At 42.4% G+C, this 7681-nt stretch carries 4 protein-coding genes; 3 read left to right on the top strand and 1 reads right to left on the bottom strand.

Annotation, left to right across the window (positions count from 1 at the left end; all coding sequences use genetic code 11):
* Positions 1–339 precede the first annotated feature (339 nt).
* The 3 genes from MTF64_RS19760 (at position 340) to MTF64_RS19770 (ending at position 5956) form a co-directional block, all read left to right on the top strand.
* On the top strand, positions 340–2871 hold the full coding sequence (locus MTF64_RS19760; RefSeq protein ID WP_248452434.1) for a TonB-dependent receptor: 2532 nt from the start codon (positions 340–342) through the stop codon (positions 2869–2871).
* Between the two features lie 206 nt (positions 2872–3077).
* The gene (locus tag MTF64_RS19765; RefSeq protein ID WP_248452432.1) at positions 3078–3971 is read left to right on the top strand and encodes a DUF4097 family beta strand repeat-containing protein; all 894 of its coding nucleotides are present in this window, start codon (positions 3078–3080) and stop codon (positions 3969–3971) included.
* 95 nt (positions 3972–4066) lie between these two features.
* Entirely contained in the window at positions 4067–5956 is a 1890-nt protein-coding gene (locus MTF64_RS19770) for a monovalent cation:proton antiporter-2 (CPA2) family protein (protein WP_121638168.1), read from the top strand.
* A gap of 71 nt (positions 5957–6027) precedes the next feature.
* Here MTF64_RS19770 and MTF64_RS19775 read toward each other — a convergent pair whose 3' ends face one another.
* Positions 6028–7419, bottom strand: a complete 1392-nt coding sequence (locus tag MTF64_RS19775; RefSeq protein ID WP_248452433.1) for a winged helix-turn-helix domain-containing protein — start codon at positions 7417–7419, stop codon at positions 6028–6030.
* Positions 7420–7681 lie beyond the last annotated feature (262 nt).

Raw genomic sequence — 7681 nt, forward strand, 5'->3', positions numbered from 1 at the left:
CGCTTAACGTCTTTAGTTTTAGTGGTTTTCATAAAATAAGTCCTAAATGTGTAAACACATTTCAGGACAAGACATTTATAAAATAAATAAAGGCCAAGCACTCGCGTGGCCTTTTTACTTTTTAATAACTTTTACTCACACTTCCCTTGAATTCGCAACCATTCGACACAAGATTGCAACTCGAGCGATCTAAACGTCTATAGCGGGCGTAAACTGTCATTTTAGTTGTTAACAACTTAGAATAACTTAGACAGTTTTTATCTTTGCACACAGGTAGTGCCTTCTATATTATGCGCTCCTTTGAAAAATCAATAGTCAGCAGCCCTTAAGGGAATCAACATCATGTTAAAGCAATTATCAGCCAAAAAAGTAGCACTTAGCCTGGCCGTTACCTCTGCGCTTGGCGCGTCTTATTCTCCTGCATTTGCTGCAGAACAAGACACTCAAGCACAAGAAAGTATTGAAGTGATTTCGGTTACCGGTACCCGCAGAAGCCTGCGCAGTATTGCCGAAAGTACCGTACCTGTAGATATTATTACCAGTGGTGATATGCAAAGCACGGGTCAGCTAGAAATTAGCCAAATACTGGCCAACCAAGTACCTAGCTTTAACTACCCAAGCGCCACCATGGGTGATGGTACAGACCACGCTAAACCTGCTGTATTACGTGGTTTAGCACCCGATCACACCCTAGTGCTTATTAATGGTAAACGCCGCCACGCTGGCGCGCTATTAAACTTAGCGGGTGTTGTTGGCCGTGGTTCTACCGCTGTTGACTTAAACATGATCCCAACATCAGCCATTAAACGCGTAGAAGTACTACGTGATGGCGCAGCAGCGCAGTACGGCTCAGACGCCATTGCCGGTGTAATTAACATTGTACTTAAAGATGCCTCAGAAGGCGGCAGCGTAAGCGTAACCTACGGCGAGTACGACACCCAAATGGCTGGTGTACCTCAGCTAGAGAGCACCTACGCAGATGCCGATGGCAACCTTGCCTTTAATACCGGCGCCGACCGCGAAGTAAACGACGGCGCAAGCCGTACAATTAGCGCAAACTCTGGTTTTGAGCTTTTAGATAACGGCTTTGTGAACGTATCAATTGAGTATCGTGATAACGACTCTACGCAGCGCTCAGGCTTTGACCCGCGCGAGCAATACGACCGCCTAGAAGATGGCAGCCTAGACCCACGCGAATTTACCATCGACCGTTACAACCACCGCTTTGGTAAAGCAGAGCTTGAAGACTACGCACTGTTTTACAACATGGGTTACGACTTTGATAACGGCTATAACCTGTACTCGTTTGGTAGCTACTCAAAACGCGAAGGTAACTCAGGTGGTTTTTACCGCCGTGCAAAAGACAGCCGCAACGTTTTAGAAGTGTATCCGGATGGCTTTTTACCGCAAATTGAAACCGACGTACAAGATTACTCATTTGCCCTAGGCCTGCAAGGCGAAACTGGCGAGTGGACATGGGATGTAAGTACCAACTACGGCCGCAACGACTTTGGCTTTGGCGTTGTAAATAGCATTAATACATCGCTAGGTGCCGACAGCCCAACCGAATTTGACAACGGTGCATTGGTTTACGATCAGTTTTTAGTAAACGCTACGGCAAATACAGTGCTAGATTTTGGCTTGCCAGATGACGTATTTTTTACTGTAGGTGCAGAGTACCGCCACGAAAGCTACAAAATTGAGCAAGGCGAAGAAGCCTCTTACATTACCGCTTTAGATAGCGATGGCAATCCAATTGCTGCCGGTGGCGCACAAGTATTAGCTGGTTTTGGCCCAGAAAGCGTAACCGACGAAAGCCGCCATAACGTAGCGGTATTTGTTGAGTTTGATACTTACCTAACAGAAGACTGGAACCTTGTTTTAGCGGGTCGCTACGAAGATTACACCGACTTTGGCGATACGTTTACATCAAAGCTTGCGTCGCGTTACAGCATTAACGAAAACCTATCACTACGTGGCGCAATTAGCACAGGTTTCCGTGCACCATCACTTGCGCAAAGCTCGTACCGCCAAATATCTACCGTACTTGAGAACAACCAACCGTTTGAAGTAGGTTTATTCCCTACTGATTCAGCGGCAGCGCAAGCGCTAGGTGCTGAACAACTAGATGCCGAAGAATCAGTCAACGTAACAGCAGGATTTATGTACACGCAAGGCAGCTTTAGCCTAACTGTAGATGCCTACCGCATTGATATTGATGACCGTATTGTATTGTCTGAAAACCTAGAGGGCGATGCTGTAGTAGAAATACTGAAAAATGCCGGCGAGCTAAACACAGAAAGCGTACGTTACTTCACTAACGCTATCGACTCGCGCACGCAAGGTGTTGATATTGTTGCTACCTACAACTTAGATTTAAGCGATTTAGGTGACTTACGCTTAAACGTAGCGGCTAACTTTAACGATACCGAAGTAACGCACGTAGACGACAACCCAAGCGAGCTAAACTCACTAGGCGATGACTACGTTGTATTTGCACGCCGCGAAGTAGGCCGCTTTGAAGAAGGCACGCCAGATAGCAAATGGAACCTATCAGCAGTGTGGAACTTTAACGAATGGCAAACCACTCTTCGTGCAACGCGCTACGGTGAAGTGGCTGATATTTCAACTACCGCCGATCGCGATGAGTACATAGACCCTAAATGGATCACCGACCTAGAAGTAGCCTACCGCCCAGACGAATACTGGAAATTTGCAGTAGGTGCAAACAACTTGTTCGATCAGTACCCGCAAGCAACGGTAGATAACATTGGTTACTCTGACTTTGGCCAAATATTCCCGTACACGCCATATGCACCGTACGGATTAGACGGGCGTTTCCTATACGGTAATATTACTTACAGCTTTTAATAAATAACCTAAAAGCAAACACTTAAAAAGGATGCCATGTGCATCCTTTTTTAATTACTTCTTAGTGTATTTAACCACTTATTAGTAAATCCACTTTTCATAAACACATCTCACCCCAATAAAATCAATAACTTACAATTGGTCTCGTTTTTGCTCTACTATGCTTATACAAAACATGCATAAATAACAAACACAAAGGACTAAACATGAGTTCATCAACTGTATCTAACATTACAAAACCACTTTCACTTATTGGCGGCATTTTATTATTAAGCGGCTGTGTGTTTCATATATCGCCAAGCGTTGCCTCAGTAAAACAAACTCAGCAGTTATCACTGCCAAGTAATAACCTAGAATACTTAAACGTATTAAGCGGTGCAGGCTCTCTTGAAATAAAAGGCTCGCCTAATGCCACCAGCATAAGTGTAGATGCCACAATTTTTACCGCCGACATTGAAGACGAATACACGCTTACCCTTGAGCAAAATGACAAACAAGCTACCCTAGTTGCAAACAACAATACTGCCAGCGGTATGCGTTTTTACAGCGGCCAATCGCCACACATTGATTTAGTGGTTACCGTGCCAAGTAATTTAAGGCTCGATATTGATGATGGCTCTGGCGACATTGCAATAAGCGCCATGCAAAATAATATAGATATAGAAGACGGCTCAGGCAGCTTATCTATCAATAGCGCTAAAAACCTTACTATTGAAGATGGCTCAGGCGATATAACCCTTGAAAACATCACTGGTAACTTAGCGCTTACCGATGGTTCTGGCAGCGTAAATATTAATAATGTTAGCGGCAACGCCGTAGTTGATGATGGCTCGGGCGATATGCGTATTAGTAATGTGCGCGGCACCTTAACTGTTGAAGACGGCTCAGGCAGCATGGCCATTAATAACATTAATGGCGCAGTTGATGTAGACGATAACTCTGGCGATTTAGTCATTGAGCACGTGCAAGCAAGCGTAACCATTGAAGATGGTTCGGGCGACATTCGTGTAAACCACGCTATGGGGCTTACCATTACCGAATCGGGCTCAGGCGATGTAAGTATTGATAACATTAGCGGCCCCGTAAAAGTAGCCGATTAATTATGACTAAATGATCCATTTTCAGCCACATGACCCATTGTATTTTTAAAGCCACTAAGCCATGCTAAAAGCCTTGATACTATTAGGATATACGCGTGTTAGAAATAGCTTTAATTTACTTAGCGGCGGCCATAGTGGCTGTACCTATCGCCAAGCGAGTGGGACTTGGCTCGGTACTTGGTTATTTAATTGCGGGCATACTAATTGGCCCTTACGCCCTGGGTATTGTGGGCGATCAAACAGATGTAATGCACTTTGCCGAGTTTGGCGTAGTGATGATGCTGTTTTTGGTTGGCCTTGAGCTACAACCAGCCCGTTTATGGAAGCTTCGCCATTCAATATTAGGGCTTGGCGGCTTACAGGTCGTACTTACCGCCGCGGCTATTTTTGCGTTTTGTTATTGGGTTTTTACCATGCATTGGCAAACCGCTTTGGCTATTGGCTTAATGCTGGCGCTGTCATCAACCGCTATTGTGCTGCAAAGCCTTGAAGAAAAAGGCTGGCTAAAGCAAGAAGCCGGGCAAAACGCATTCTCGGTTTTGCTGTTTCAAGACATCGCCATTATTCCTATTTTAGCGCTCCTGCCACTACTGGCTTTTGCACCGCAAAGTAGCTCAAAAGACATTAGCGACTCCATTATTGCAAGCTGGCCGGTATGGCAACAAGTTGGCGTATCGGTAGCGGTTATCGCCGCTATTATTGCCGGCGGTAAATATGTGTCGGCGCCGTTATTTAGATACATAGCGCAAACCCACATGCGTGAAATATTTACTATTTTTGCGCTATTTTTAGTGGTGGCTATTGCCCTTGTAATGCAAAGTATTGGCTTATCACCGGCACTCGGTACATTTTTAGCCGGTGTAGTCCTTGCCGAAAGCGAGTTTAGACACGAGCTAGAAGCCGATATAGAACCCTTTAAAGGCCTACTGTTAGGGCTGTTTTTTATCACTGTTGGCGCATCAATCAACTTTGAATTATTAGCGGATGAATTTACAACCGTTATTGCACTCGTTGCGCTGCTTATTGTAGTAAAAGCATGCATTTTATTTGCCCTTGCCATCACCTTTAATATTAGTAAAAAGCAGCGTTTACTGTTTGCACTAGCGCTGGCACAAGGCGGCGAATTTGCTTTTGTACTTTTAAGTGTAACCACTACATTAAGCATATTAACGCCAGAGCAAACAAGCCTAGTGACGTTAGTAGTGGCTGTTTCAATGTTGGTTGCGCCACTGTTATTAATGGCTTACGAGCAGCTACAAAAACGCACCAGTAACAGTGCGCCCGAGTTCGACAAGCCCGAGCAAATTAGCAGTGCTAAACACGTTATAATTGCAGGCTACGGGCGCTTTGGGCAAATTATGGGGCGCTTATTACACGCCCAAGGCTACGACATTACTGTACTTGATCACAGCCCAAGCCAAATAGAACTTCTACGCCGCTTTGGCAATACCGTATTTTATGGCGATGCTGCCCGCCAAGAACTTCTTGAAGCCGCAGGCGCGCACACCGCGCAAATGCTAATTGTGGCAATAGACGATGCAGACAAAACCCTCGAAATTATTAAGCTTGCACATAAAAACTACCCGCAGCTTAAAATTGTTGCCCGCGCTATCGACCGCCGCCACGCGTATCAATTACTTAATTTAAAAGTAGATGCCTTTAACCGCGAAACGGTCGACTCCGCCATTAACCTAGCGGTAGATGCATTAGAGCTATTAGGTAACAATAAAGAAGATGCCCAGCGCGCCGGAAAACTATTTAGAGACCACGACCGCGCTGCCGTATTGCAACTGGCCGAACTGTGGGGCGACGACGCCAGCTACGGCGTAGCCGTGCGCCAACGTATGGAAGATTTAAAACAAGTGCTACAACAAGATAAGCAAGCACAAAGCGATTTAAATACCTGCGATAGCGGCGACTGTGAAGATGGTCTAACAGAGCTAGCTGATAGACCTAAAAAGCCTGATGATTCTCATATTGAGTAGCGTCAGACAATTAAATTTGAGTTGATAATGACGGGCAGTAGGCTTTTTAATAAATAATGTTATTTTAACAATTAGAGATCTAAGTGCTTAAAATAACATATATATTTGACAAAAAGATCTGCAATATAATGTGCCTTATTGAACAATAAATGCCTCTCTTCGCTACTTGGAACTCCGCCATGCGCTCTGTCATTTCGCTCTTCTCGCAAAGTATTTAAATGGTGGCCTTTAGTCACAATACCTTCACGAACTACACAATTTATCATACAGATCAGCTTGGATAAATCCTTAGAGTTAACAGATATCTGACCTAAGACACGTTGTTTTGTTAGATAAGATTTAAGTGAAGTTTCAAACAACAAACCAAGTTCGTAAAGTGCTATATCCACATTTTCGACTGTTAACATTGCCAGAGGTCTTTTCAACAACTCAATAATTGCATGATTTGTCGTATATTTATTAACATCTATTCCAATAACTTCTACAGTTTCTTCATGCTGATATACAGCATAAAATTTACTGTTTTCGTTATATTGATAAATATCTTTCATATCATCCAAGTACCTATAAAACGTAGGTCTTTTACAATCAACAGTCTTGGCAACCTTACAATATAGATCGCCTTTAATTATTGGGATATTAGGTTGTTCAAATAAAACCGCTCTTATTTCCGCTTGGACTAAATCTCGTAAAAGGGCTCTTTTTTTGTTTTTGTATGTTATTGAATTTACATCAGAACAGGTAACGGTTTTTCCTTTTTTGCCTTGCTTTACTGAGAACTCTAGACCATTTAGCCCTAATAGCTTTTGCCTTACACTTGAGCTGGCTAGCGCAATATTCTGATTCAAAAGAGTAATTAATTTTGGTAAGCCGATAGGGTTTTCTTTTGATAAAACACTCTTAACTTCAGCAATAAAGTCTGACTCACTCACAATGATATTAGTTTGTTTTTTTACTGGCTGAATCCGCCACGAACTTAAGGCAAACTCATTTTTACCAACTCTAGTGAAATTTTTTGTATCACTTAAATAAACTTTCAATGAATTAACTGCTGCATCGGGTCTAATTTTCTTAACACCTGCTTCTATTTCTGAAAACTTAAGAGGTTTTCCTGACAGGTGAAGAATTTTTTCTATTGCTTGGATTATTGTTAAATTGTTTAAGTTATCCCATTTTTTCAGAGCCCACTCTCCACTTCTCCCTATTGGAAAAAACCGTTCATCAGCGACTAATTGATTTTTTAAGTTCATTTCGGCTATGGGTGTAAAATCATTAAAGCTTTTACTCAATATATTAACTTCTTGAGTGATTTTAGAGAAATGAATGGGTTTATTTTGAGAATCTAATACCCTGTAAGCTTTATCAGCGGCATTTCTGAGTCTAGAAAACTTTACTAGAACTGAGTCCTCATTTCGCTCAATATCTTCTATCGATGACAGAGCTATTGAAATTGACTCATTCAAAAATTTTGATTTAGACTTTAATTCATTTTTTACATGAACTGTTAAATCAAAAATAGGAATTTCAGTAACTGAGTCATATATTATGTCTAAAGCTTGAAACGTCCCTTCTAGTTCATTTTTTTTATAGTTTGAAGTCTTAATCCAAGACTCTAAAATTCGCCCTCTAAAGCCATTAAAGCTTGTAGTGTAGTGGCATAGTTAATTTGGCCACCCATTAAGAAAGAAATGTTATGCTAATAAGCATACAAATTTGGGTGAAAAA

Origin of the sequence: Pseudoalteromonas sp. 2CM41L (genome assembly GCF_023161905.1) — a bacterium.
Taxonomy (GTDB): Bacteria; Pseudomonadota; Gammaproteobacteria; order Enterobacterales; family Alteromonadaceae; genus Pseudoalteromonas; species Pseudoalteromonas atlantica.